This is a genomic window from Erythrobacter rubeus (genome assembly GCF_014705715.1).
GTDB classification, from domain to species: Bacteria; Pseudomonadota; Alphaproteobacteria; order Sphingomonadales; family Sphingomonadaceae; genus Erythrobacter; species Erythrobacter rubeus.
On the sequence record NZ_JACXLC010000001.1, the window covers coordinates 507,012 to 530,769 of the forward strand.

Sequence of the window (23,758 nt, forward strand, 5' to 3'; positions counted from 1 at the left end):
CATGAAGGGCAGCTGGTTTCTCACAGTATTCGTCGCGACCATCGCAGCGGGCTGCGTCGCGGCCTTGGGTGCAACGATTACCGATCTCGGGCCGTGGTATCAGAGCCTGCAAAAACCGGACTGGAACCCGCCCGACGGCATTTTCCCGATCGTCTGGACGATCATCTATGCGCTGATCTGGATTTCCGGCATCACCGCATGGCGCGCGGCGCCCACCAGCGCGAGCGCCCAATGGGTCATCAGCCTGTTTGCGCTCAACGGTTTTCTCAACATCACCTGGAGCCTGCTGTTCTTCCGCTTGCAGCGCCCCGATTGGGCCATGATCGAGCTGGTGTTCCTATGGCTCTCGATTCTCGCGCTGATCGTCTATTGCGGCCGGTTCTCTCGGCTCGCGGCGGCTTTGCTGGTCCCTTACCTGATCTGGGTGGGGATTGCGGGTGCGCTCAACTGGGCGGTTATCGACCTCAACGGTCCCTTCATTTGATCGAGTACTGGACTGTCCCGGCGCTTGATGAGCACGTCGGCCCGGCAGAACTCAAATGATGGACTGGTTCCTGCAATCGGGGCACGCGGCGGATATGATCCTGCTGGTCTTGGCATTAGAAGCGGTGTGGCTCCGGCTGCGCAATTGGCGCTGGGCGGAGATTGCCGGGCTGCTTGGACCGGCGGTGCTGCTCGTACTCGGTCTGCGCGCAGCGCTGGTCGGTGCGGAGTGGTACTGGATCGCAGCGCCGCTCGCGCTGTCGCTACCGCTGCACCTCTTCGATCTGCGTATGCGGATGAAAGCTCGGCGCTGAAGCACAGGCAGGCCCGCGGTCCCCAGCGCCGCGGCACATTTTCCGTTAAACTACACAAACAGAAAGCCCGGCGCCGCATCACACGGGCCGGGCTTTTCTCTATGCCGACGGGTAGAGCGTATCGCCGTGGCTAAAGCTCTACCCTCTCAGGCGCGTCACTTGGGAGCGTAATAGTGCTCCTGCGCCCATACATACCAGTTATCGACCACCGTTCCGGTCAGCAGGATGCCGATACCGCCGGTGAACGTCGTCAGCACCGCGAACCACCAGGCCCAGCGGTGGATCGATTCCATCGTTGCGTTGAAGCCCATGGTCCAGCGCCAGAACAGGCCGGCCCGTTCCGATGCTGTGCCGCGGTCGGTGATCTGCTCGATCTCCCGCTCGCCGCCATAGCGTCCGACCGCGAGGATTGTCGCGCCGTGCATCGCGAAGAGGACCGCGGAGCCATAGAGGAACACGATCGAAAGCGCGTGGAACGGGTTATAGAACAGGTTGCCGTGGATCAGCGAGAAGTTGTTGGTCCAATCGAGGTGCGAGAACACGCCGTAAGGAACCGCCTCGGCCCAGCTGCCCAGCAGAAGTGGGCGGATGAAGCCCAGCACTAGAAACAGCCAGATCGCGCTCGCGAAGGCCCACGGAATGTGCATCCCCATGCCCAGCATTTTCGCCCGGCGATAGGTCCGCGCCCACCAGGCGAGCACCGATATCGTCAGAAACGCGCCGGTGAGGATGAACCACCCGCCTTCGTTAAGAGGCACGAACGGGCTGAACCCATATTCGGGGCCGGGCGGATCGAGCGATAGCCAGAACAGCTCTCGCATGAATGTCTGCGGGCTCCAGCCTGCTTCGGCCCAGAAATTAAGGCCGATGATCATGATCGCGGCGGCACCGAAAGCCAGCGAGATCACGCCCAGCGTGCCCAGATAGATCGGGCCGAACTGTGCCTGTCCGATCTTGCCCATCCAGTAATTGTACCCGGTGGAAGGGATGCGGATGTCTTCGCCCGGAGGGAGCGGTACGCCCATTTCGGGCGGACCCTTTACCTGCACCTGTGTGAAGATGTTTTGATAGGTAGCCATATCAGATCGGCCCTCCTTCCCAGATTGGGATCTTTCTCCAGAAATCCCAGAATTCCGGCCAGCTGCCGACATAAAGGGTTCCCGAGATCACGATGCAGATGGCGCTCCAGAACCCTGCGTTAAGCGCAAGGAACAGGCCCACCCGGTGAATGCCGAGTGTGCCGACCGAATAGCCGATGAAATCGCGGAAATAGGTGTCTTCGTATTCCGGCGTTTTCACGTCGGTCCCGTCGCTTGGGTTGACGGCCGAAAGCACAAGTCCGCCGTGCAGCGCGAGGGCGAGGCAGTTCGTGAAGAAGAACGTGATCGCCAGCATGTGCACCGGATTGTAATGGAAGTTCGCATACATGTATCCGGTGTTCGACACCCAATCGAGGTGCGACCAGATACCGTAGGGAAACCCGTGATACCACGCGCCCATCCAGACCGGGCGAATGACGACCAGCGTGAAATAGGCGAAGACAGCGAAGCTGAACGCAATCGGGATGTGTAAACTCATGCCCAGCTTGCGAGAGATTTCCGCTTGCCTGAGTACCCACGAAGAGAATGCGACGATCGCGCAGGCCGTGATGACCTGCCAATAGCCGCCTTCCGATAGCGGAGCGAGGCCGAGGCCATACGATTCCGCCGGTGGCTGAATGTCGATCAGCCAAGGGTTCAAGGTCGGACCTTCGATGGCCGCAGCAAAAATCAGCATCGTTCCAAGAAGCGCGCTGATTGCCACCAAGACCCCAAAGAATCCGACATAAAACGGCCCGACCCAGAAATCGAAGAGGTCACCGCCGATCAATGTTCCACCGCGCACGCGGTATTTCCGCTCGAAACTAAGGAGCGCCATAGGTCCATCCTTCCCGCCTGATGGCGGGCTTTGTTGTTTTACCGAAAGAAGTAGGAGGCAGGCAGGCGAACCTGCCCCCTCGCATCTTTAGTGGCCGCTATAGAGCTACCGGCGCTTCCGATGATTCAATCACAGCGGTCGCGGTCGGATTGCCAGTGGTCGAGTTATCGAGCCAGTTGTAGCGATCCGTGCTGAGCAGGATGAAGTGAATCGAAAAGGCCAGAACAGCCAGGCCGACGTGCAGAGCCACGAGAACGCGGCGGACGTCGAAATGAAGCCAAATACTCCACATGATGAAATTCCTTTGAGATTTTCAGTTGCGTATTTCAGCCACGACCCGCGGATCTTTCCCCGGTCCATGACGGAGCAAGCGGAGGATTAAATTGGGAACCAGGGCTTATCGAACCACACGAGTGCGTGTGCCACGACAGCGATCGCCACGTACAACGTGAACGTGCCCATAAACCCTTTGTGGATCTCCTTTGCCTCTTCAGGCGTCAGGTGAGTCCCAATGCGTTCAGGATCATTCATAGAAATGTCTCCGTATCAGTTGGTTGGAGTGAAGGCCGAAGCCTCCGTCGGCATCCCCGCGTGATCCCCCACGTGGATTTGGTGTGCCCCGGATAAGGGCAATCTGGATGCCGGGCGCGGCGAAGGTGACTGCATGACAGGTCATACGGTCTCTCCCTCGAGCTGCGCCCCTTGATTCTGGCCAGAAAAATGTTTGTCGAGGCAGTCGGGCGTGACTGCACTTTGGCCGCGCATGCGCGCGGTGCGTTCGGCCGCGTCGCGAAGGCGTTTCGCGGCGGAAATGCGGATGAGGACGGGCTGCGCTTCGACGAGGGTGTCGAGCCTGACTTTAGCTGCTTCCTCCCAGGAAACTTCAGTTTCGCTGCGGGCAGGGGTCGCCTCTACCTTGTCCATTTCGGTGCCGAGCGGCAGGATGTGGAATAGCGCATCGAACAGCGCATTGCAGACCTCCTGCACGATGTAGGTCGCGCCGGAATAGCCCATGAAGGGTGTTCCAGTATGCCGCCGGATCGCCGCCCCTGGAAAGCTTGCCGGGATGAAGGTGCCGGTCGGTCCGAAACCGCTCGGGCATTCGGCGAGATACATGCGTTCGTTGTAGCTGCCGAACAGCACCATCGGCGGGTTCGCGTGAATGGCTGCGCGCACATCCTCGTTTTTTGGTTTCACGCCCGCTTCGCGCGAAAATGCAAAAGCGCAGGGCAGCCCCATGTCCTCTTCGAGGAAGTGCCGCATACCGCGGGCATAGGTGCCGTTGGCGACTATCCCGAAACTGGCCGTGCCGAAGAAGTCCTGAGTGACCGAGCGCCACAGGTCCCACAGCGGCTTGATCGTGGTGTGCTTCTCGCGCTCGATGAACGGTTCGGGGTCGAGTCCGAGTTCCTCGCCAAGCGCACGCAGGAATCTTGTGGTGCTGGAGAGCCCAAGAGGTGCCTGGAAATAGGGTCTCTCCAGCACTTCGCAGAGGTTGCGGCCGAACTCGCGGTACATGCAGACATTGGCGTCTGCAGTGCCGAGCTGGCGTATGTCGGCGAGGTGGCAGCCGAGCGGGAAAACGACGCCGACTTCCGCGCCGATCCCCTCGACGAGGCGGCGGATTTCGGCGAGGTCGGACGGCATGTTGAACATGCCGTAGCTCGGGCCGATGATGTTGACCTTGGGCTTTTCGCCTTCCTTGCGCTCTTTGGGTTTGGGCGCTTTTTTCGGGCCGAATTCGGTCCAGAGCCACGTCAGCGCGCGGTCCGCGCTTTCCCACTGGTCTTCGTCAATGGTGCGCGGCAGGAACCGCTTGATGTTCGTGCCTTCCGGGGTGACGCCGCCGCCGATCATTTCGGCGATCGATCCGGTGACGACCACGGCAGGCAGCTCCGGATCGAGCGTTTCCCAGGCGCGTTTCATCGCGCCTTCGGTGCCGGTCTTGCCGAGCTCTTCCTCGCCCAGGCCGGTGACGACGATGGGCAGCTCATGCGGGGGCAGGGCGTCGGTGTAGTGCAGCACGCTGGTCACCGGCAGGTTCTCGCAGCCGACCGGGCCATCAATGATGACCTGTAGGCCCTTCACCGCCGTGAAGACATAGGTTGCGCCCCAATATCCGCCGGCACGGTCATGATCGAGGACCAAGGTCATGTGCCCACCGCCTCGGACGCCTTGCGCGCCGCTTCGTTGAGAGCCGCGTATTTCTTGCGGAATTTGGGCCGGTCGACAGGCGTGTCTTCCCATACGCCTGCCGCATGATCGTCGCCGACGCCTTCGAAGAAATCGCGCATCGTGTCGAAGCGCTCCTTGTTGGCCATCGCCGCGTTGACGACCTGCGCGAGACTGCCTGCGCCTGCGGGCCCCATCAACGGACGCGCCGAGATCAGATTCGTGAAGTACAGCGCGGGAATGCCCTTGGCCTTTGCATGCTGGACCACCGGAGTGGTGCCGATGGCGAGATCGGGACTGAATTCGTCGACAGCCGCAATGTCCTCTTCAAGGCTGGCGCGGTAATTGACCTTCACGCCGACCTCTTCGAGCCATTGCCGGTCCAAGTCCGACCACAACGTTGCCGGACAAGCGCTGCCGACATAGCGCACATCCGCGCCGCTTTCGATCAGCAGGCGGGCCACGAGCAATTCCGATCCCTCATATCCGGATACGGTGATCCGGCCCTTGATCGGATTGGCGGCCAGTGCCTGTTTGATCGCGCCAGCCATGGCGTTCTTGACCCCGTCGACTTTCGCCTGCGGGATGCCGAGTTCGTCGCGTACGCCCTGCAGCCATGCGACGGTGCCATCGCCGCCGACGGGTGCGGAGCCGATGATCGGGCGCCCGGCCGCTTCGAATTCGCGGATGCTGGCGGTGTAGAACGGATGGATCGCAGCGACGAGCGAGCAATCGAGCGCGGAATAAAGCTCGCGCCATTCGCGCGTCGGGACAACGGGACCTGCGGCGAGGCCAAGCGGTTCGAGCATCTGCCCGATCACGACCGGGTCTGCCGGGAACATTTCCCCGAGCAGCGCGACGGTCGGTTTGTCCGAGCGCTCCTTCGGCGCGGCGACGGGGCCCTGCTCAACCTCGGTGCGGGCATATTGCAGCATCGCGCCGGCGAGGACGTCCTTCGCCTCGGCATGGGTGGGAATGCCGAAGCCGGGCACATCGATGCCGATGATGCGCACACCGTTGATTTGCTTCTTGAGCAGACGCAGCGGCACGCCGCTGGCGGTCGGCACGCAGAGGTTGGTGACGACGATCGCGTCGTATTGTTCTGGATCGGCGAGGTCTTCGACCGCTTCCTTGATATCCTCGAACAGCTTCCCGGTGACGAGCGTTTCGGATGAGAACGGCACGTATCCGACCGTTCGCCGCGCCCCGTAGAAATGCGAGGTGAAAGTGAGGCCGTAAACGCAGCACGCGCTGCCCGACAGCACGGTCGCAGTGCGTTTCATCCGCAGCCCTACTCGGAGCGACCCGAAGGCAGGGCACATGCTTTGCGGTTGGTCGTGCGGACCCCGCTCGGGATCGACGGGATAGTCCGCGGCATACTGATCGAGGATTTCGCTCTTGCCCGCAGCGCGGGCGGCCTCTTGCATCCGGTCCTTGCCTCCATGGCAGCCATCACCGCTGCCGGAATCGAGCTCGATCCGGTCGGGGGTGCGTTCAGCGTCAGAGGCAGAGAAATCCGTCAATCAGACCTCGTCGTAGATCACTTCAAGCGATGGTTTCTGTTCGAAAACGCCGCCGCGCATGTCGGCCTGGGTGGCTGGGATCAGTTCGACATTCCCGCCGGTATCTTCGGGCGAGAACAGGTCGAGAAGGCCATCCTGGTCGAGGGGGGTGGGCTGGCGCGGCGGCGCCTCTGCGACATTGGTGGCGAGCTCTTCGAACAGGCTTCCCCATTCGCCGCCCGGCTTTCCGATGATCTGGTAGTTGGCGCTCTTGCGCCGGATGTCCTCGTCGGCCGGGATGGCCGTAAGCACCGGGATATCCACCGCCTCGGCAAAGGCTTGCGCTTCGCCCGTGCCGTCGTCCTTGTTCACGATCATGCCGGCAACCCCGACATTGCCGCCCATTTTGCGGAAGTATTCGACCGCGTGGCAGACATTGTTAGCTACGTAGAGCGATTGCAGGTCGTTCGATCCGACCACGATCACTTTCTGGCACATGTCGCGTGCAATCGGCAGGCCGAACCCGCCGCATACCACGTCACCTAGGAAATCGAGCAGGACGTAGTCGAAGCCCCATTCGTGGAAGCCAAGCTTTTCGAGCAGTTCGAAGCCGTGGATGATGCCGCGCCCGCCGCAGCCGCGACCGACTTCGGGTCCGCCCAGCTCCATCGCGAACACGCCGTCACGCTGGAAGCAGACGTCTTCAATCGTGACTTCCTCGCCTGCGAGCTTCTTCTTCGAGGAGGTTTCGATAATGGTGGGGCAGGATTTGCCGCCGAACAGCAGGCTAGTCGTGTCCGATTTCGGATCGCAGCCAATCAGCAGCACGCGCTTGCCCTGCTGCGCCATCATGTAGCTGAGATTGGAAAGCGCAAAGCTCTTGCCCGAACCACCCTTGCCGTAAATTGCGATGACCTTCGTTTCGCTGGTCACTTCGCCGGTGTGGACGGGATCGGGCTCCTGCGACGCTTCTTCGCGCAGGCTTTCTGTGTGGACGTCCAGCATGGTCATGCAGCGGCACTCCAATCGAGAACCATTTTGAGACAGGCAGGGTCGTTGAAAGCCTGAGGATACGCTTCGCTTGCCGCGGAGGCAGGGCGGGCATCCGTGATGAGATTTGAGAGATCGAGCCTGCCTGTTTCGATCAGATCCAGCGTCTGGGTGAGATCGCGCGGTTGCCATTCGGCGGCGATGCGCAGGCGTGCTTCCTTCATGAAGGCGGCGGGGAAGGCGAAATTGACCCGCTCGGCGTAGAAGCCGGCGAGTGTGATCTCGCCGCCTTTAACCAGATGCGGGGTAGCAGCATCGACGATGCTCGCATCGCCGCTGGCATCGTAAATCGCGCTGTAATCGCGGCGTTCGTCCGCTTCGGGAGCGAGTACTTCATATCCCTGCGCCCCGGTTCTGCGGGCTTCGTTCGTTTCCCACACGGTCGGTGTTGGTGCACCAATCGCGGTTGTCAGGCGGGCGAGCAATCGGCCCAGCACACCGTGCCCGATGATGAGATCGGGCGGGGTTCCGCCGTTGATTGCATGAAGTGCGGTGGCAGCAAGCGCGCAGAGTACGCCCGATTGCCCGAGGCGTTCGGGCACAGGTAGTGCGCGGGCTGAGGGTACGACCACGCGGTTGGCCGTTCCGCCGAACAGCCCGCGTGCATCGGTGTAGCAATTCGCGCCGGGGACAAAGACCCAGTCGCCGATCCGGCTCTGCGCATCGCAGCCTGCATCGATGATGCGGCCCAGCGATTCATATCCGGGGACAAGCGGGTAACCCATGCCGGGGAAATCAGGCATCCGGCCCGTCCACAGCAGTTTTTCAGTGCCGGAGCTGATACCGCTCCACGCGATATCGATCACGACATCGCCCGGACCTGCTGGCGTCAACTCAAGCTCCCGAAGCGCAAGACGCTCGGGTCCTTCGAGTATGACTGCCAGTGAATTCATCCTCTGCGCTTCCCCCTCTGCATCTTTCCGGCCCCGAAAACGGCGACTCGGTCAGTGGCAAGAGATACTTTCTCCAAGTGTGTGGTACGCCTTACAAGCATAGGTGTCAATTTGATCAGACACCGAAGGCGTCAGGCATGAGCGACAATGCAGCTGGCGATCACCGGTTGTGCAGTGGGGACGACCCGAGTGCGCGAGAATCCAGCCTCGCGCATCATTGTGGAGATCTCGTCAGGCGTGCGGGGACGGCCCGATCCCATCGCCCAAAGATAGAGGCCGAAAAACGCGTCTCCCATGGCTTCTGCACCGGGGATAGCCGCCATCGGTTCGGCCAGTAAAAGTCTGCCCCCGGGGCGGAGACTGCCGCGGATGTTTCTGAGCAGCGCCATTGCCGGTTCATCGTCGTGATCGTGGAGGATCCGTACCAGCGAGACGATGTCGTACCCCTCGGGGATCGGATTCTCGAAGAAGTTGCCGGGATGGCAGGTGAGCCGGTCTGCGCCGACTGACTGCGCCAGCGGTTCGCGCGCGGCCTCGGCCACTTCGGGCAGATCGAACAGGCCAAGGCGCATTTGCGGGTAGGCGGCGCCGACACGGCGGATGAATTCCCCGTGCCCTCCGCCGACATCGAGCAGGCTGGCGTGTCCGGGAAAGCGAAACGCTCCGATGACCTCGTCTGCGACGAAGCGCTGCGACGCGGCCATCAACTGCGAGTATTCCTGCGTTTCCGCCCCTCGTTCGGCCGCGCCGTGCAGGGCTCCGGCGTAAGACCAATAGCGCGAGAGTGCCGTCGGCTCCTTGCGGTCGCGGCGAAGCAGGTCGATCGGATCGGCAAGATCGGCGTAGAGCAGGCGGTGGTGCCGGATCATCGCCTGGGTACCGGGGTCGGCCTGAAGCACCGCCCCTTGCTGGCCCAGCATCCATCCATCGGGGCCGGCCTCTTCTGCCAGATCGAGAGCGCGCGTAGCCCTCAGCAAGCGTAGGGCGGCCTCTTCGCTCAGGTCGATCTCGCCTGCGACCACGCTCGCGCTCACCGGACCTTTTGCCAGCAGGTCGAGCAAGCCGCTCTCTACCGCCGCGCGCAGGACCTGCGAATAGGAAAAGCCGACAAGGTGGTCGAACATCTGAGTGGCGCGGGTGCGGGCGACCGAGCGAATGAAGGGTATCCGTGCGGCCCAGTACTGAAACCGAGAGCTGGCAAAAACCGCGTTGCGGCGCGCGATCCAGCGGACCTTCCATGACGGTTTTTCGGTCATTTCCGAGTGATTTGACATCTCATATGTCCATTTGATTGGACAGATGATAGAGTAAGGTCAATGATATTGTCCGCACAGCGCCGCGAGACTCGCGGCAATAGCGCGCAGCTCAGGGGAGAGCGGTGAGAGACAGGATCGCGATTATCGGAGCCGGAATGGGCGGGCTTGCCAGCGCCGCCATGCTGGCTGCGCGCGGCCATGACGTCACCGTGATCGAGAAAGAGGAATGGGTCGGAGGCAAAGCCCGGACGGTCGAGGTTGATGGCAAGGCTATCGAGGCCGGTCCGACCGTGTTCACGATGCGCGATGTGTTCGACCAGATCTTCCACACCTGCGGCGCGCGGCTCGACGATTATATCGACGTTCGCTGCGCAGAGGTGATCGCGCGTCACGCCTGGGCTGACGGCGGCACGCTCGATCTCTTTGCCGATCCCGTGCGCAGCGAAGAGGCGATCGGCGATTTCGCTGGAGTCGATGCCGCCGCCGGATACCGCGCATTCCGTCAGGAAGCGCGCCGCATTTACGAAGTGCTGGACGAGCCTTTCCTGCGCGGCGACAGTGCTTCGACCCCGCTTCCGATGATGTGGCGCATGGGCCTGCACCGTATTGGCGATGCAATGGCGATGCGGCCGTTCGACAATTTGTGGAAGGCGCTGGGCGAGCATTTCGCCGATCCGCGCCTGCAGCAGCTCTACGGGCGCTACGCAACCTATTGCGGGTCCGATCCGTTTCAGGCGCCCGCGACATTGATGCTGATCGCGCACACCGAGGCGCGCGGCGTCTGGTTGATCGACGGCGGGATCAGCGCGCTCGCGAATGCGCTGCGCCAACTTGCCGAGAGCAAGGGCGTTCGCTTCATGGCCGGATCCCACGCGGCGCAGATCCTGATCGAGAGCCGCCGGGTGAGCGGTGTCAGGCTGACCAATGGCGACACGGTCCCGGCCGATATCGTGATTTCCAACGCCGATCCCGCGGCGCTGTCCGATGGCAAGTTCGGCGAGCACGCCGCACAGTCTGTCCGCGCGATGCCCAAGAGCAAGAGATCCTTGTCCGCCCTAGTGTGGTTCGCTCACGCCGAAACCAGCGGCTTCGATCTCAGCCACCACAACGTGTTTTTCTCGCCCGATTACGCCCGCGAGTTTGCCGATATCGCAGGCGGACGCCCGCCATCCGACCCCACCGTTTACCTGTGCGCACAGGATCGCAGCGCCAGCGAGCGCGCCGCCGGGAATCCGCGACCGAGCAGCCGCGAGCGTATCCAGATCATCGTCAACGCCCCTGCCAATGGCGACACCCATCACTACTCAGCCGAGGAGATCGAGACATGCACACTCGCCATGAGGAGCAGCCTTCGACGATGCGGGCTGGCGCTGGAGGAGCAGATGCCGCACCAGCTGGCGACACCGGAAACGTGGGAAGGGTTGTTCCCGGCCACCGGCGGCGCCCTTTATGGCAGAGCGTCGCACGGCTGGGCGGCTTCTTTCCAGCGGCAGGGGCCGAAGACGAGGATACCGGGACTTTACTGCGCGGGCGGGGCGACGCACCCAGCGGCCGGGGTCCCGATGGCTGCCTTGTCAGGACTGCTGGCAGCGCGAACGATCGAACGGGACCTCGCTTCGATGCGGCGGTTCCACCGGGCGGCTACACCTGGTGGTATATCGATGCGATCAGCGAAGACGGGCAGCACGGGCTGACGATCATTGCCTTTCTGGGCAGCGTCTTTTCCCCCTATTACAAGAAGAGCGGCCGCGGCGATCCGCTCGATCACTGCTCGCTGAACGTCGCACTTTATGGGCCGAGCGCGCGCTGGGCCATGACAGAGCGACCGGCGGGCAGCGTTTCGCACGATGTCACCAACCTCCAGATCGGCCCCAGCCACGTCGAATGGAAAGGCGATGCGCTGGAAATCACGATCGAAGAGCGCGACAAGCGGCTGTTCAATCCGCTGCGCCGCAAAGTGCGCGGCAAGGTGCGGGTCATTCCCGAGGCGCTCAATCCGGCAAGCTTCGCACTCGATGCGCGCGAGAATCATATCTGGCACTGTATGGCCCCGCGCGCGCGGATCGAGGTCGCGATGGACGAGCCGCGCGTCCGCTGGAGCGGATCGGGCTATTTCGATCACAATCGCGGGTCGGAACCGCTCGAAGACGGCTTTCGCACCTGGCACTGGTCGCGCGCGCATATGAAGAGCGGCGCGGTGGTCTGCTATGAAGGGGAACGCGGCGATGGTTCGGTTTTTGCCAGCGCCATTCGCTTCGGCGCGGACGGCATTCCCGACGAAACCGATTTGCCGCCGTCTGCTGATCTTCCAAGCAGCAAATGGGGCATTGCGCGCCGCACGCGGTCCGAAATCGGCTTTGCCGAGGTAAGCCGGACATGGGAGGATACGCCGTTCTATGCGCGTTCGGAGCTCGCCTCCAAGCTCTACGGCGAAGACGTCGTATCGGTGCAGGAAAGCCTCGACATGCGGCGCTTCGCATCGCCGCTGGTGCAGTTCATGCTGCCATACCGGATGCCGCGTCAGAAACGATGAACTCTATTCCTTTGACGCGTCGTCACCGCCGTCGGCTTTGGCCTCGGCCTCGGCCTTTTCCTTGCGGATCTGCTTGAGGTCGCGGTCCATCTTCCACCATTGCCAAGCGCCGAAACTGATCGCGATCCCGTAGAAGAAAACGATCTCGATCCAGCCGAAATTGCCATCCATGCGCGCGGTCCTCGTTAGCCGGCGCTTGCCATAGCATGGGCCGCGAGGAAGGGGGAGATGCGCTCCAGAACCTGCTCCGGTGCTTCTTCGTGCGCAAGGTGGCCAAGACCCTCGATCACCTCCAGCGTTGCTTCGCCCAGCCACCCCTGCGCCTCCCGCGCCCAGTCGAGCGGGATCGCCGCATCCCTGTCCGAATGCACCATGAGCACGGAATTATCGACCGATTGCATCCGGGTGCGCAGGGTCGGCAAATCCCAATTGGCCATCATTGCCAGCGCGCCTTTCGTGTGGCGCGAATTGGAAAGCAGCGCTTCATAGCAGGCGATGCCCTCTGCGCTGATCGACGAATTGGTCGCGCGCTTGATGAAGCGGTCGGTGTCGCCGGAAAGCGCCGCCGCCCCGGAAAAGAGCCGCGGGACGAGCGGGTTGACGAACAGCAGCTTGGCGACCGCCGGGAACAGCTGTGCCGCTAGCCCCGGAAACGGGCGCAGCGCAGAATTCAGCCCGACAATCGGCCCGGCATAAGCGTGATCGAGCGCCAGCTGGAGCGCCAGTGCGGCGCCAGCAGAATGGCCGATGATCGCCGATGGCACGGCGTCGATCGTGCGAAGCAGCCGGGTAAGGGCGCTGGCCATTCGTGGGAGTGACATGTCCTCGGGCGGATGTCCGCTCGTGAAAGCGTGGCGCGGCAGATCGGGCGCGATCACGTGATGCGTGTCGGCCAGCAGCGGCATCAACGGCCCCCAGGAATGCACCGAGGCGCCTGTTCCGTGCAGCAGCAACAGGACCGGTTTATCGGGAGAGCCCATGCGCTGAAGGTGCCAGCGCGTGCGCCCCACCGGCACGAACGCGCTCGTGCTGCGGTTGGGCCAGATCGTGCCTTCGCGGTCCCAGGCGAGCGCGCGGCTCATGCCGCGGCGTGCGCAGGCTGCATTGCGGAAATCGCGCTGTGGAGCGATTTCGCATCGGCCCGGGGCAAAGCGAGGAAACGGGCCTGCATCACATCCGCGAGGGCAGGCGCATCGGATCCAGGCCGGGCGGAGATATCGACCACCAGTGCATCGATCCCCTCGCGCGCGATCGCCCTGGCGGCGGCTTCCGCATCTTCCCTGGCCTGCTTTCGTCCCGGCGATCCGTCGGCGGCGATGTTGCCGCGTCCGTCGGTGAGTATGACGAGGCTCGCGCTGCGCCCACGGGCGATTACGCTCTGGGCGGTTTCGCGCGCGGCGTTGAGCCCAATCGCGAGCGGCGTGCCTCCGCCACCTGGCAATTCCGCCAGCGCCCGGCGCGCCCGCGTCAGCGAGCGGGTGGGCGGGAGCAGAAGTTCGGCGCTGTCCCCGCGAAACGCGATCAGGGCCACTTCGCTTCTGGTGACGTAGGCCTGCGCGAGCATCAGCTCGACCGCGCCCTTTGCCTCGGCAAGGCGAGCGGCGGCAGCCGAGCCGGAGGCATCGACGGCGAAGATCGTGACGCGGGCGGCCTTTTCCTCGAACCGGCGGACCCGCAAATCGTCTTTCCGTGTGAGGATCGCGCCGACACTTGCATCCGGCTGCTCTCGGCGGCGAACTTCCTGCCACGGCACTGCAGCGCGCAGTGTGTCGATGAGAGCAAGGCGCGCTCCGCCGCGCGGCATGCCGGGACGCGCGCTCAGCGGCTTTCCGCGGATGCCCGATTTGCGCCGCTGTCCCGATCCGCTTCCCGAAGTCTGGCGCGGTGCCTGCCCCTTCGCCAGCTGAGCCAGCAGGTCTGCCGGGATCGCCGCCGAAGCGGCTTCGACCAGCATTTCATCGAGCGGCTGATCGGGGCGCTTCGTGTCGGTATCCCGCTGCTCATCTCCGCGATCCTGCGGCGGCTCGGGCGGTTGGCTTTCCTGCTGAGGCTCATCCAGTGGCGGCAGCTGGGTTGCTCGCGGCGCCAGCACCAGCCGGGCCGCAGCAGTAAGGTCGGCGTCAGAGGCTCGAGTCCTTCCCGAAAGAGCTGCATGGGCCCGCGCGGCCTGCCCGGCCGACATAAGCGGGCGCAGCGAGGGAACGCCCAGCACAGCAGCGGTCGCGGCCAAAGCTTCGAGCGCTTTGTCCTCGAGTGGTTGGACGGCATCGAGGTCAGGCGCGTGCGAGGCTTCCAGATCATCGGTGGTGGAAGCGCGCGAATGCGTCAGGTCGCAGTGGAACGCGCATCTTTCCATCAGGCTGACGGGCGGTGTGTCTTCGCGCTCTGCCCCATCGTCGAGGAGCACCAGCGCAAGGTCTCCGCGATCGAGCGCCTGGGCGAGCCGGCCTGCGATCGCATCGCCAATTCGCTCTGCCATCGGCACGATCAGCAAGCCGCCTTTCGCTTCTTCCAGCAGTCCGGATTGCTCGACCGGGCGACCTGCTGAAAGGCTTGCGGCGAGATCGATCCCGCCGAGCAGGCGCTCATCGTCGATATGGCCGGGAAGCTTGCGCGTCTTCGCACGGTCGCCGAGCGCCGCGATCAGCGCGTCGCGCGCCGGGCTCGATCCGCGCAGCACTATCCCGCTGAACGATGCGGGCGCGATGAGGAGCAATTGCGCCGCGAGGGCGGCATCGTGGATGGGATCGGGCGCGGTCCCCAAAGACCCGCCCCCGGTCATCCGAACAATTCATCGATGGCGCGGGTAATCCGCACGGTCGATCCGGTTTCGTCGAGCACGTCGCGCCGCAGCCTGTGCCGGAGCGCCGATGGCGCAACCGCGATCAGGTGTTCGCGCTTTACCGAGCGGGCGCCCTTTAGCGCAGCCAGCGCGCGCGCCGCCCGCATCAGGGTAAGCTCGCCGCGCAGGCCGTCTGCGCCGACCGCCATGCACAATTGCGCAGCATCTCTAAGCACATCTTCGCCCGGCTCCAGCTTGGCAAGCTTCGCCTTGCCGCGCGCGATCTGTTTGAGGATCTTGTCGTCCTGTTCCGCCCATTCCTTGGCGAAGGCATCGGGATCGCGTTCGTTCGCGGCGACCAGCCGCATGATCTCCACCCGCGTTTCAATGTCCTCAGGCGTGCGCACTTCGACCGAAAGGCCAAAGCGGTCGAGCAGCTGCGGGCGCAGTTCGCCCTCTTCGGGATTGCCGCTGCCGATCAGCACGAACTTCGCGCGGTGGCGAACCGAAAGCCCTTCGCGCTCAACCACGTTCTCACCCGAAGCCGCGACATCGAGCAACAGATCGACCAGATGATCTTCGAGCAGGTTGATTTCATCGATGTAGAGAAACCCGCGATGCGCTTTCGCCAGAAGGCCCGGCTCGAACGCCTTCTCACCCGCTCTCAAGGCGCGCTCCAGATCGAGCGAGCCGATCACACGGTCCTCAGTCGCGCCAAGCGGAAGGTCGACGAAAGGCACGTCCCGCTTGCGCACTCGGCCCGACGTGCACGGATCGGGGCAGGTGCCGCGCTCTTCCCCGGTGCAGCCATAGCGGCAATCCTCGATCGCCGAGATCGGGGGAAGCAGTCCGGCGAGCGCGCGCGCCGCGGTCGATTTGCCGGTGCCACGATCACCGAAGACCATGACGCCGCCAACACTGGGATCGACCGCCGCGATGAGCAGCGCCTGCTTCATCTCGTCCTGTCCGACGATTGCAGAGAAAGGAAACCTAGCCATTTAGAGCCTGTCCCTTGCAGGCAGTGACGCCTCGATTGCGCTGTGCAGTTTCGTGGTGAGGTGCGGCGCGAAGCGCAGACTGGTTGTCCGCTCGAGCGACGCAACGCTGCCACGGGACTGCACAGCGCAACCCCGACGGGGCGGGCCAATTTTGGCCCAGCGCTGCGTCGATCGTCGGTCACTATGCATTGGCATGGCTTCCTCCTCACTCCTTCCGCTGAGCCAAAATTGACTCCGTCAAGGCATCACTGCCTGCAAGGGACAGGCTCTCACGGCTCTTGTGAACGCTGCCGCACGATTGGACAAGCGCCTCTGACGAATTGATGTGACAATTCGCCCTGACACTCGGGGCCGGTCAGCTTTTCGCTATTCGGTTGAGCAGCAGCACGGGGAGCAAGCCTGCCGCCAGCAAGATCAGCGCCGGGATCGATGCCTCGACCAGCCGTTCGTCGCTGGCGAGGCGGTATGTGCGGGTGGCAAGCGTTTCGAGATTGAAGGGCCGCAGGATCAGCGTAGCGGGCAATTCGCGCACCGTGTCGATGAAGACGAGCGCCGCCGCACCGACGAGGCTTGGACGCAGAAGTGGGACATAGATCCGGGTGAGCACTCGCGACGGGGTGGCTCCCAGAGACCTTGCAGCCGCATCGAGCGATGGCGGTATCTTCGACAGGCCACCATCGATCGAATTGTACGCCACGGTGAGGAACCGGACCGACAGCGCGTAAATCAGGATCACGCTCGTCCCCGTCAGCAGCAATCCACCGCCATAGCCCAGATTGTCGCGGGCAAATCGGGTGATGCCGACATCGACAGCCCCGAGTGGTGCGAGCAATCCGACAGCGAGCAAAGCGCCCGGCAGAGCGTAGCCGAGCGTTGCAAAGCGGATGGCGACTCTTACTACCCCACTGTGCGACCGCGCCTTGGCAAAAGCGAGCACGAGCGCGGTGAGCAGGCAGGTGATTGACGTCGCAAGACCGAGCCAAAGGCTGCCGCTTGCATAGGTACCCAGATCGCCAGCAGCCTGAAGCGCCACGTCGCTGAAGGATAGCCAGAGCAGGTGCGCCGCTGGGATGACGAAACCAAGCAACACCGGCAGGGTGCAGGCGAACGCCGCCCAGGCCTTGCCCATAGGCGAAAGCGCGATCAGCGGGCCATCATTGCCGCCCGAAAGCCCGTCCCGGCTGTCGCTCCGGCCCCTGCGGGTCGACGCCTCCAGCGCAATCAGTACGATGACGAAAACCAGCATCATCGCGGCGAGTTTGAGCGCCGCCTGCTTGTCCCCCATCAGCAGCCAGCTACGGAATATGCCGGTGCTGAAGGTCGGGATCGCAAAATATTGCGCGACCCCGAAATCCGCGAGCACCTCCATCAGGACCAGCGCCAATCCGCCAGCAATGGCCGGGCGCGCGGCGGGAACGGCCACCCTGACGAACGCTTGCCCGGGCGACGAGCCGAGGCTGCGCGCGGCCTTGAACTGTGCCTGGCTCTGTGCGGCAAAGGCCGCGCGGGCCAGCAGGTAGACATAGGGGTAGAGCACGATCCCGAGCACGAACGCGCCGCCGGTGAGCGAGCGTATTTGCGGGAACCAATACTCTCCCGCTTGCAGCGATGTGACCATGCGAAGGCCCGATTGAACAGGTCCGGTAAAGTCGAGCAGGTCGGCATAGATATAGGCCGCGATATAGGCAGGCACGGTCAGCGGCAGGACCAGCGCCCAGCTCAAAATGCGCCGTCCCGGAAAATCGGCCGCGCTGACCAGCCAAGCGCACCCCGTCCCGGTGACCAGCGCCAGTCCGCCCGCCAAAATCATCAGCAGCAGCGTGTTGCCTGCATAGCGCGGCAGCACGGAGCCTGCGAGGTGCGATAGCGCCTCCATCCCTCCGCTTGGCGCGGAAAACAGGATCGCGGCGATTGGCAGGCCCGCAAGCGCGGCGACGAGGATGGTGAGCACCAGCCAGCCATCCGCGCGCGCGCCTCGCATCGAAGCGCGAGGCACGCTTGCTTCGGATGCATCAACTTGCCTAAGGCGGCTTACCACGTGCGCGCATCCATTTTAGCCGGAACCCACAATTGACCCTCGAATTTCGTCATATTGCCCATGCTTACGGTCCCGTGCAGGCGCTCGAAGATATCAGCTTCACCGCGCCGACGGGTGAGATCACCTGTCTGCTTGGATCGTCGGGCTGCGGAAAGTCAACCTTGCTCAACCTCGCCGCCGGATTATTGCCGGTGCAGCAGGGAAGCATTCGGCTGGGCGATGAACTGCTGGCGGAGGCGAGCCACAATCCGCCGCCCGAAAAGCGACCCGTCGGAATGGTGTTTCAGGATGGCGCGCTGTTTCCGCACATGACGATCGCGCAGAATATCGGCTTTGGGCTGGGCGGAAAAAATGGCGGCACCATAGATAGGTGGCTCGATCACGCCGGTCTCGGCGGGCTGGGCGCGCGTTATCCGCATGAGCTTTCCGGCGGGCAGCAACAGCGCGCCGCGCTCGCCCGGGCCATGGCTCCCGGGCCGCAGGTCCTGTTGATGGACGAACCGTTTGCAAGCGTCGACATCGTCCTGCGCCGCCGCCTGCGCCGCGATTGCCGTATCCTGCTGCGAGAGCAGGGCGCGACGAGCGTTCTTGTGACGCACGACCCTTCCGAAGCGCTCGATATTGCCGACCGGATCGCGGTGATGGAGGCTGGCCGGATCGTGCAGTTCGGCACGCCCGATGAATTGCACCGGTCTCCTGCCGCCGCTTCCGTCGGTGCGATTTTCGGCGGCGCGCAGGTCGTGCCGGCGTCGCGCGAAGGCGCGGGATTACGCACGGCGTTCGGCACGTGGCTTCAGGAAACAGTTACAGGCGCGCTGCCCGATACGGCGGAGATGGATTTGCTGCTGTTCGCGAATGCGCTCGACCTCGCGCCCGATCCAGAAGGACTTTCCGTGCGGGACGTCCATCCGGTGGGCGATGGTTACCGTGTGCTGCTTTCGGCGCCGGACGGGCAGGAGATCACGGTGGAAACAGTTACAGAGGCAGTGGCTGATAAGCGCTATAAGGTGACTCCTAAATCGGACAGCGTTCGTGCATTTGCGCGCACATAGAGCTTGCGTCATTTCATAATAATGATAATCAATCGCAAAACTTGGATGGAAGGGTCTTCGATGAAAAAGAGTATTGCAGCCGGTCTGCTGGCATTTGCCATGACGGCGTGCGCGCCGGGCGAAGACGCCGAGACAGAAACCGATGCCGGAGAGGTCAATCTCTATTCCTCGCGCCATTACGACACCGATCTTGCGCTTTACGAGGATTTCACCGCGCAGACCGGCATCGAGGTCAATCTGATCGAGGCGGAGGCTGATGCCCTGATCGAACGGATCCAGAGCGAGGATGAATTCTCGCCCGCGGACATTCTCATCACGGTCGATGCGGGCCGCCTGTGGCGTGCGGAGGAGGCGGGGGTGCTCTCGCCGGTAGAAAGCGACGTGCTGGCAGAGCGGCTGCCGATCTATCTGCGCCATCCCGAAAACCTCTGGTTCGGCCTTTCGACGCGCGCCCGTGTGATAATCTACAACAAGGAAGCCGGAGAGCCCGAGGGACTGGAGACCTATGCCGACCTCGCCGATCCGGCATTCGAGGGCGAAATCTGCATTCGCTCTTCCTCCAACATCTACAACATTTCGCTGCTTTCCAGCATCATCGCCAATCGCGGCGCGGAAGCGGCGGAGGAATGGGCGAAAGGCGTGGTGTCTAACTTTGCGCGCGATCCGCAGGGCAATGACACGGCGCAGATCGAAGCGGTCGCCTCTGGCGAATGCCGCATCGCCGTGGTCAACACCTATTACCTCGCGCGCTTTGCCGGTGGCGACGAGGAGCAGAAAGCGATCTACGACCAGCTTGGCGTGATTTTCCCGGATCAGGACGGCGCCGGCACCCACATCAATATCAGCGGTGCCGGTGTGGTGAAGACGGCACCGAACCGCGCAAATGCGGTCCGTTTCCTTGAATACCTCACCTCGGAAAGCGCGCAGCGCTATTTCGCGGACGGCAACAACGAATATCCGGCGGTCAGCGGGCTCGAAGCGAACTCGGCGGTCGAGATGCTCGGCGATTTCAAACCGGACACGCTGAATGCTTCGGAAATCGGAAGCAATCAGCGCGAGGCGGTGCAGATATTCGACCGCGCCGGCTGGAACTGAGCGTGAAGTCCTCGCTCCTGCCTCTGGGTGCGCTCGCCGCTGCAGCGTCGCTTGCACTCGCCGGGTGCATGGGCGAAGCGCCCGCCGATGCACCCGCGACGGCGGAGGCTGCCGCCGATCCCGATGAGCTAGCAAAGCGGCTCGCCTTCATGGCGGGCCATGTCGAAGCCGGCATCGCGCTGTACCGTGCGGGCGAAGGCGCAGCGGGCGGTCCGCATCTGCTCCACCCCGTCTCCGAAAGCTATGCGGAAGAGCGCGAAGGGCTGGATGCAATCGGGTTCGATCCCGCACCGTTCGAAGCGGTCTCCGAGGCGCTCGAAGCCGGGCGCCCGGCGGGCGAGATCGAGCCGCGACTGGCCGAGGTCGAGGCCAATCTCGCTGAGATGCGCGCAGCCGCGGGCGGCGATGCGGAAGTGCTGATCGCTTACCTGATGGACCTGGTCGCCGAAGAATACCGGGTCGGGGTGACCGACGGCGCGGTCACCGATGCGGGCGAGTATCAGGACGCATGGGGCTTTGCGGTGGTCGCGCGCCGGCTGGCAGACGGTCTTTCCTCGACCAAGGCGGCGGAGGTCAAATCAGACATCGATGCGCTGATTTCGCTCTGGCCGGAAGGCGCACCGAAGATCCCCAAAACACCCGCCGATCCCGATGCGGTTGCCGAGCAGGCGGCCAAGGTGACAGCGCAGCTTTCGTGATGGGACCGGCGGCACCTGCCGCAAGCGGCTCTTTCACCCCTTATTACTAATCTACCTTGATGCAGCGGCGTGAAACGTCCATCTGCGCCACCGATATTGCCGCGCGATCTGCGGCGCAGACTTCACATTCGAGGCCCAAGTTTTGAACCAGCCCATCACTGATCGTGAGCAATTTCAGGAAAGCGGCGCGCTTTCCGTCGAGACTGTCACGCATGTCCACCACTGGACCGACACGCTTTTCTCGCTGAAGATGACGCGTCCGCCGAGCTTCCGCTTCCGCTCGGGCGAGTTCGTGATGATCGGGCTGCCGGGCGACAATGGAAAGCCGCTGTTGCGCGCCTATTCGATGGCGAGCCCGAGCTATGCTGAAGAGATCGAGTTCCTCTCGATCAAGGTGCAGGACGGCCCGCTGACATCGCGCCTCCAGCACATCAAGGAAGGCGATCCGATCTATCTCGGCAAGAAGCCGACGGGCACGCTCGTCACCGATGCGCTGCTGCCCGGCAAGCGGCTGTTTATGTTGTCGACCGGCACGGGCCTTGCCCCGTTCATGAGCCTGGTGCGCGATCCCGAAGTCTACGCGATGTATGACGAAGTGATCGTGGTCCACTCGGTTCGCCACAAGGATGAGCTTGCCTACCGCGAACTGCTCGAATCCAAGCTGGAAGGCGATCCGCTGCTCGAAGACGAAGACCGCGAACGCTTCATCTACGTGCCCACGGTAACGCGCGAGCCGTTCCGCACGACAGGCCGCATCCAGACGCTGATCGACAGCGGTGAGCTGTTCAAGGAGAGCAAGGGTCCTCAGAAATTCGTCCCCGAGGATGACCGCGTGATGCTGTGCGGCTCGATGGCCATGATTAAGGACCACGCCGGCGATCTGGAAAACCGCGGTTTCGAAGAAGGCGCGAACAACAAGCCGGGCCAGTTCGTGATCGAGCGCGCGTTTGTGGGCTAGGCCGTCATCAAGCTCGGCCCTGAGATAGTGGCTGACGCCTAGGCCTACCTGCCAATTGGCAAATTCCGTTTGCCGCAGCGGCCGGACAAGCCAATCCCAATGTGTTAAACGCGGCACGGGCCGCGAGACTAGGAGCTTGCTCGGATGCCAATGCCTCATGTTCAAACAGCTGTTCCAGAAGAGCGGTCTTCGATCCTGCAGACAATTACACTTGGTTTTGGTGCCGATCCGATTGCCCGGTGGGTCTGGCCTGATGCCGAGACCTTTCTAATTGCCATGCCGCGCTTCGCGTTGGCGTTCGGCGGCGCCGGCTTTGACCAGTCTGGCGTCTACAAAACAGACTGCGGACATGCTGCCGCAATGTGGCTGCCACCGGGTTCCTCGCCCGACGATGACGCGATCGAAGGCATTCTCGAAGAGACGGTCGCACCTGAACGCATGGAAGAGATCGGCTCCTTTTTCGCGCAAATGGACGATTTCCATCCGCACGAGGAGCACTGGTATCTACCTCTGATCGCGGCTGACCCGTCCCAGGCGGGACGCGGTCTTGGGGCGGCACTGATGAAGCATGCGCTGCAAAAATGCGATGCGGAGGGTCTGCCCGCCTATCTCGAATCTTCCAATCCACGCAACATCTCGCTTTACGAACGACATGGCTTCGAAGTGATGGGTAAGATCGAAACGAAAAGCTCGCCGTTGATGACACCGATGTTCAGGCGGGCTCGCGGGTAACCGTTGGTATACCGCCCGGGACCCTAAACTTGCATCTTTCGCGCTTGACCCGCGCGGTCGCAGCCGCTTCATTCGGTTCCAGAACAAAACCCATCTCCGGAGAGAAACCGACCCATGCTCGATACCTCGTACCGCACCGCCTACAATGAAGATCACGAGGCGTTTCGCGACACCGTTCGCAAAGTTCTGTCAGAGCATATGGAGCCCTACCTCGACCAGCACGAAGAGGAGGGCGTCGTCCCGCGCGAAGCTTGGAAAGCGCTCGGCGAGGCGGGGATGCTGTGCCCGACCGTCAAGGAAGAGAATGGCGGGCTCGGCCTCGATTTCGGGTTCAATTGCGTGCTCGCGGAGGAACTGAGTTATCTCGGCACATCCGCAGGCTTCACCCTGCAGAACGACATCACCGTCAACTATTTCGAGCGGCTCGGCAGCGACGAACAGAAGGAAAAGTACCTGCCCGGCATGATCTCGGGCGACATCATCACCGCGATCGCCATGACCGAGCCTGGGGCTGGCAGCGACCTGCAAGGCGTGAAGACCACCGCGATCGAGGATGGCAATCACCTCGTCGTGAACGGATCGAAAACCTACATCACCAACGGCCAGAACGCCGACGTGGTGATCGTCGTTGCCAAGACCGATCCCGCGCAGGGGGCCAAGGGCACCAGCCTGGTCCTCGTCGATGCCGATACGCCGGGTTTCGAGCGCGGGCGCAATCTCGACAAGATCGGCCAGCACTCCGCCGACACCTCCGAATTGTTCTTCCAGGATGTGCGCGTGCCCAAGACCAATATTCTGGGCGGCGAAGGGCGCGGCTTCGTCCACCTGATGGAGGAACTTCCGCAGGAACGCCTCAGCATTGCCGTCTCCGCACAGGGCGGGGCGCAGCGCGCGTTCGATGAAGCGGTGAAGTTCACCAAGGACCGCAAAGCTTTCGGGCGCACGGTGTTCGAATTCCAGAACACCAAGTTCACGCTCGCCGATCTCAAGGCGAAGTTGCAGGTCGGCTGGGCCCACCTCGACTGGGCGATCGCGCGTCACCTGCGCGGCGAACTCACCACTGACGAGGCGAGCGCCGCCAAGCTGTGGCACACCGAAATGCAATGGGAATGCGTCGATGCCGCGCTTCAGCTGCATGGCGGGGCGGGCTACATGAACGAATACGCCATCGCCCGCCTGTGGCGCGACGCGCGCGTGCAGCGCATCTATGGCGGCACGAGCGAGATCATGAAGGAAGTGGTGAGCCGCTCGATTTGAGGACGCTCAAATCCATATCGGTCCGATA

24 protein-coding genes are annotated in these 23,758 nt (G+C 63.0%); 10 read left to right on the forward strand and 14 right to left on the reverse strand.

The window, feature by feature from the left end:
* Position 1 precedes the first annotated feature (1 nt).
* Both IB285_RS02440 and IB285_RS02445 read left to right on the forward strand, forming a co-directional pair.
* Complete coding sequence (locus IB285_RS02440; RefSeq protein WP_190786683.1) at positions 2-484, forward strand: TspO/MBR family protein; 483 nt, start codon at positions 2-4, stop codon at positions 482-484.
* Between the two features lie 55 nt (positions 485-539).
* A complete protein-coding gene (locus IB285_RS02445) occupies positions 540-797 on the forward strand; it encodes a hypothetical protein (RefSeq protein ID WP_190786684.1) in 258 nt (85 codons plus the stop codon).
* Positions 798-952: 155 nt separating this feature from the next.
* Here the strand turns inward: IB285_RS02445 and pufM are convergent, their stop codons facing one another.
* The 9 genes from pufM to IB285_RS02490 all read right to left on the reverse strand — a co-directional run bounded on the left by pufM (position 953) and on the right by IB285_RS02490 (position 9,605).
* Positions 953-1,876 carry a photosynthetic reaction center subunit M gene (gene pufM / locus IB285_RS02450; RefSeq protein WP_190786685.1) on the reverse strand — a complete coding sequence of 308 codons (924 nt, stop codon included), beginning with the start codon at positions 1,874-1,876 and terminating at the stop codon, positions 953-955.
* A 1-nt stretch (position 1,877) separates the two neighbouring features.
* Positions 1,878-2,714 (reverse strand): photosynthetic reaction center subunit L, encoded by an 837-nt coding sequence (gene pufL, locus IB285_RS02455; RefSeq protein WP_190786686.1) that lies wholly within the window; start codon positions 2,712-2,714, stop codon positions 1,878-1,880.
* Between the two features lie 97 nt (positions 2,715-2,811).
* Entirely contained in the window at positions 2,812-3,006 is a 195-nt protein-coding gene (gene pufA, locus IB285_RS02460; protein WP_190786687.1) for a light-harvesting antenna LH1, alpha subunit, read from the reverse strand.
* A gap of 86 nt (positions 3,007-3,092) precedes the next feature.
* The gene (pufB, locus tag IB285_RS15075; protein WP_190786688.1) at positions 3,093-3,245 is read right to left on the reverse strand and encodes a light-harvesting antenna LH1, beta subunit; all 153 of its coding nucleotides are present in this window, start codon (positions 3,243-3,245) and stop codon (positions 3,093-3,095) included.
* A gap of 141 nt (positions 3,246-3,386) precedes the next feature.
* Positions 3,387-4,868 (reverse strand): chlorophyllide a reductase subunit Z, encoded by a 1,482-nt coding sequence (gene bchZ / locus IB285_RS02470; RefSeq protein ID WP_190786689.1) that lies wholly within the window; start codon positions 4,866-4,868, stop codon positions 3,387-3,389.
* Complete coding sequence (gene bchY, locus IB285_RS02475; protein ID WP_190788954.1) at positions 4,865-6,313, reverse strand: chlorophyllide a reductase subunit Y; 1,449 nt, start codon at positions 6,311-6,313, stop codon at positions 4,865-4,867. The genes bchZ and bchY overlap by 4 nt, the downstream gene beginning before the upstream one ends.
* Before the next feature lie 96 nt (positions 6,314-6,409).
* Positions 6,410-7,399 carry a chlorophyllide a reductase iron protein subunit X gene (locus tag IB285_RS02480; RefSeq protein ID WP_190786690.1) on the reverse strand — a complete coding sequence of 330 codons (990 nt, stop codon included), beginning with the start codon at positions 7,397-7,399 and terminating at the stop codon, positions 6,410-6,412.
* Positions 7,396-8,331: a chlorophyll synthesis pathway protein BchC gene (gene bchC / locus IB285_RS02485; protein WP_190786691.1), complete on the reverse strand. Its 936-nt coding sequence runs from the start codon at positions 8,329-8,331 to the stop codon at positions 7,396-7,398. Before bchC ends, IB285_RS02480 begins: the two co-directional genes overlap by 4 nt.
* 131 nt (positions 8,332-8,462) lie before the next feature.
* On the reverse strand, positions 8,463-9,605 hold the full coding sequence (locus tag IB285_RS02490) for an acetylserotonin O-methyltransferase (protein WP_234033041.1): 1,143 nt from the start codon (positions 9,603-9,605) through the stop codon (positions 8,463-8,465).
* A gap of 104 nt (positions 9,606-9,709) precedes the next feature.
* Here IB285_RS02490 and crtD point away from each other — a divergent pair, with 104 nt between their 5' ends.
* Both crtD and IB285_RS02500 read left to right on the forward strand, forming a co-directional pair.
* The gene (gene crtD, locus IB285_RS02495) at positions 9,710-11,281 is read left to right on the forward strand and encodes a 1-hydroxycarotenoid 3,4-desaturase CrtD (RefSeq protein ID WP_190786692.1); all 1,572 of its coding nucleotides are present in this window, start codon (positions 9,710-9,712) and stop codon (positions 11,279-11,281) included.
* 119 nt (positions 11,282-11,400) lie between these two features.
* A complete protein-coding gene (locus tag IB285_RS02500) occupies positions 11,401-12,120 on the forward strand; it encodes a hydroxyneurosporene dehydrogenase (RefSeq protein ID WP_190786693.1) in 720 nt (239 codons plus the stop codon).
* Positions 12,121-12,123: 3 nt separating this feature from the next.
* Here the strand turns inward: IB285_RS02500 and IB285_RS02505 are convergent, their stop codons facing one another.
* From IB285_RS02505 to IB285_RS02525, 5 genes are all read right to left on the reverse strand, one after another.
* Positions 12,124-12,291: a hypothetical protein gene (locus IB285_RS02505; RefSeq protein WP_190786694.1), complete on the reverse strand. Its 168-nt coding sequence runs from the start codon at positions 12,289-12,291 to the stop codon at positions 12,124-12,126.
* A 14-nt stretch (positions 12,292-12,305) separates the two neighbouring features.
* Positions 12,306-13,202 carry an alpha/beta fold hydrolase BchO gene (gene bchO, locus IB285_RS02510; protein WP_190786695.1) on the reverse strand — a complete coding sequence of 299 codons (897 nt, stop codon included), beginning with the start codon at positions 13,200-13,202 and terminating at the stop codon, positions 12,306-12,308.
* Entirely contained in the window at positions 13,199-14,902 is a 1,704-nt protein-coding gene (locus tag IB285_RS02515) for a magnesium chelatase subunit D (RefSeq protein ID WP_190786696.1), read from the reverse strand. Before IB285_RS02515 ends, bchO begins: the two co-directional genes overlap by 4 nt.
* Positions 14,899-15,900 (reverse strand): ATP-binding protein, encoded by a 1,002-nt coding sequence (locus tag IB285_RS02520; protein ID WP_190786697.1) that lies wholly within the window; start codon positions 15,898-15,900, stop codon positions 14,899-14,901. Before IB285_RS02520 ends, IB285_RS02515 begins: the two co-directional genes overlap by 4 nt.
* A 355-nt stretch (positions 15,901-16,255) precedes the next feature.
* A complete protein-coding gene (locus IB285_RS02525) occupies positions 16,256-17,881 on the reverse strand; it encodes an ABC transporter permease (RefSeq protein ID WP_190786698.1) in 1,626 nt (541 codons plus the stop codon).
* A gap of 89 nt (positions 17,882-17,970) precedes the next feature.
* Here IB285_RS02525 and IB285_RS02530 point away from each other — a divergent pair, with 89 nt between their 5' ends.
* From IB285_RS02530 to IB285_RS02555, 6 genes are all read left to right on the forward strand, one after another.
* The gene (locus IB285_RS02530; RefSeq protein WP_199803326.1) at positions 17,971-18,990 is read left to right on the forward strand and encodes an ABC transporter ATP-binding protein; all 1,020 of its coding nucleotides are present in this window, start codon (positions 17,971-17,973) and stop codon (positions 18,988-18,990) included.
* Between the two features lie 60 nt (positions 18,991-19,050).
* Positions 19,051-20,085: a Fe(3+) ABC transporter substrate-binding protein gene (locus tag IB285_RS02535; RefSeq protein ID WP_190786699.1), complete on the forward strand. Its 1,035-nt coding sequence runs from the start codon at positions 19,051-19,053 to the stop codon at positions 20,083-20,085.
* 2 nt (positions 20,086-20,087) lie between these two features.
* A complete protein-coding gene (locus IB285_RS02540; protein WP_190786700.1) occupies positions 20,088-20,783 on the forward strand; it encodes a hypothetical protein in 696 nt (231 codons plus the stop codon).
* Positions 20,784-20,925: 142 nt separating this feature from the next.
* Positions 20,926-21,741, forward strand: coding sequence for a ferredoxin--NADP reductase (locus IB285_RS02545; protein WP_190786701.1), 816 nt, complete (start codon positions 20,926-20,928; stop codon positions 21,739-21,741).
* Positions 21,742-21,891: 150 nt separating this feature from the next.
* A complete protein-coding gene (locus IB285_RS02550; protein WP_234033042.1) occupies positions 21,892-22,473 on the forward strand; it encodes a GNAT family N-acetyltransferase in 582 nt (193 codons plus the stop codon).
* A gap of 114 nt (positions 22,474-22,587) precedes the next feature.
* A complete protein-coding gene (locus IB285_RS02555; RefSeq protein ID WP_190786703.1) occupies positions 22,588-23,730 on the forward strand; it encodes an acyl-CoA dehydrogenase family protein in 1,143 nt (380 codons plus the stop codon).
* The last annotated feature ends 28 nt before the right edge of the window (positions 23,731-23,758 follow it).

What these genes read in the sequence shown, in the direction of transcription:
- IB285_RS02440 (WP_190786683.1), top strand. Translation starts at nt 2, where the DNA reads ATGAAGGGCAGCTGGTTTCTCACAGTATTCGTCGCGACCATCGCAGCG.
- IB285_RS02445 (WP_190786684.1), top strand. Translation starts at nt 540, where the DNA reads ATGATGGACTGGTTCCTGCAATCGGGGCACGCGGCGGATATGATCCTG.
- pufM (WP_190786685.1), bottom strand. Translation starts at nt 1,876, where the DNA reads ATGGCTACCTATCAAAACATCTTCACACAGGTGCAGGTAAAGGGTCCG.
- pufL (WP_190786686.1), bottom strand. Translation starts at nt 2,714, where the DNA reads ATGGCGCTCCTTAGTTTCGAGCGGAAATACCGCGTGCGCGGTGGAACA.
- pufA (WP_190786687.1), bottom strand. Translation starts at nt 3,006, where the DNA reads ATGTGGAGTATTTGGCTTCATTTCGACGTCCGCCGCGTTCTCGTGGCT.
- pufB (WP_190786688.1), bottom strand. Translation starts at nt 3,245, where the DNA reads ATGAATGATCCTGAACGCATTGGGACTCACCTGACGCCTGAAGAGGCA.
- bchZ (WP_190786689.1), bottom strand. Translation starts at nt 4,868, where the DNA reads ATGACCTTGGTCCTCGATCATGACCGTGCCGGCGGATATTGGGGCGCA.
- bchY (WP_190788954.1), bottom strand. Translation starts at nt 6,313, where the DNA reads ATGCAAGAGGCCGCCCGCGCTGCGGGCAAGAGCGAAATCCTCGATCAG.
- IB285_RS02480 (WP_190786690.1), bottom strand. Translation starts at nt 7,399, where the DNA reads ATGACCATGCTGGACGTCCACACAGAAAGCCTGCGCGAAGAAGCGTCG.
- bchC (WP_190786691.1), bottom strand. Translation starts at nt 8,331, where the DNA reads ATGAATTCACTGGCAGTCATACTCGAAGGACCCGAGCGTCTTGCGCTT.
- IB285_RS02490 (WP_234033041.1), bottom strand. Translation starts at nt 9,605, where the DNA reads ATGTCAAATCACTCGGAAATGACCGAAAAACCGTCATGGAAGGTCCGC.
- IB285_RS02500 (WP_190786693.1), top strand. Translation starts at nt 11,401, where the DNA reads ATGACAGAGCGACCGGCGGGCAGCGTTTCGCACGATGTCACCAACCTC.
- IB285_RS02505 (WP_190786694.1), bottom strand. Translation starts at nt 12,291, where the DNA reads ATGGATGGCAATTTCGGCTGGATCGAGATCGTTTTCTTCTACGGGATC.
- bchO (WP_190786695.1), bottom strand. Translation starts at nt 13,202, where the DNA reads ATGAGCCGCGCGCTCGCCTGGGACCGCGAAGGCACGATCTGGCCCAAC.
- IB285_RS02515 (WP_190786696.1), bottom strand. Translation starts at nt 14,902, where the DNA reads ATGACCGGGGGCGGGTCTTTGGGGACCGCGCCCGATCCCATCCACGAT.
- IB285_RS02520 (WP_190786697.1), bottom strand. Translation starts at nt 15,900, where the DNA reads ATGGCTAGGTTTCCTTTCTCTGCAATCGTCGGACAGGACGAGATGAAG.
- IB285_RS02525 (WP_190786698.1), bottom strand. Translation starts at nt 17,881, where the DNA reads ATGCGAGGCGCGCGCGCGGATGGCTGGCTGGTGCTCACCATCCTCGTC.
- IB285_RS02535 (WP_190786699.1), top strand. Translation starts at nt 19,051, where the DNA reads ATGAAAAAGAGTATTGCAGCCGGTCTGCTGGCATTTGCCATGACGGCG.
- IB285_RS02550 (WP_234033042.1), top strand. Translation starts at nt 21,892, where the DNA reads ATGCCTCATGTTCAAACAGCTGTTCCAGAAGAGCGGTCTTCGATCCTG.
- IB285_RS02555 (WP_190786703.1), top strand. Translation starts at nt 22,588, where the DNA reads ATGCTCGATACCTCGTACCGCACCGCCTACAATGAAGATCACGAGGCG.